At 67.4% G+C, this 576-nt stretch carries 1 protein-coding gene; it reads right to left on the minus strand.

From position 1 onward, the window contains the following. Window positions 1-54: 54 nt before the first annotated feature. A partial coding sequence (locus tag ACQZ6J_RS33915; protein ID WP_449087243.1) for an HlyD family secretion protein occupies window positions 55-576 on the minus strand: 522 nt, incomplete at its 5' end.

Below are 576 nucleotides of genomic sequence, written 5' to 3' on the forward strand. Positions count from 1 at the left end.
GCCGAAATAATCTCACGACGATGTTGAGGGGATGCCCGACGAAGACGGGCGGGATCAGCCGGCGTGGCCGGATGACCCTTCGGCGTCGGCGGTCGAGGCCGAGGTCTGGAAGGCCTTGGTGTCGACTTCGGGCTCGACGGACATGCCCGAGCGCAGCAGGCCCGCCAGGTGCTCGTCGTCGATGACGATCTTGACCGGGATGCGTTGGACGATCTTGGTGAAGTTGCCCGTGGCGTTGTCCGGGGGCAGCAGCGAGAACTCCAGGCCGCTTGCCGGCGAGACGCTGTCGACATGGCCCTTGATGGCGACGTCCGGGAAGCTGTCGACCTTGATCTCGACCGACTGGCCGGGGCGCACATAGGTCAGCTGCGTCTCCTTGAAGTTGGCGACGACATAGACCGAATGCAGGGGGACGACCGCCATCAGCTGCGTGCCCGAGGTGACGTACTGGCCGACGCGGATCGAGCGGGCGCCGACCGTGCCGTCGACGGCGGCGACGATGTTCGTATAGGACAGATTGAGCTCGGCCTGCTGGACGGCGGCGGCGGCGCGGTCGCGCTGGGCGGCGGCCTGGTC

This window comes from Rhizobium sp. A37_96, assembly GCF_053521765.1.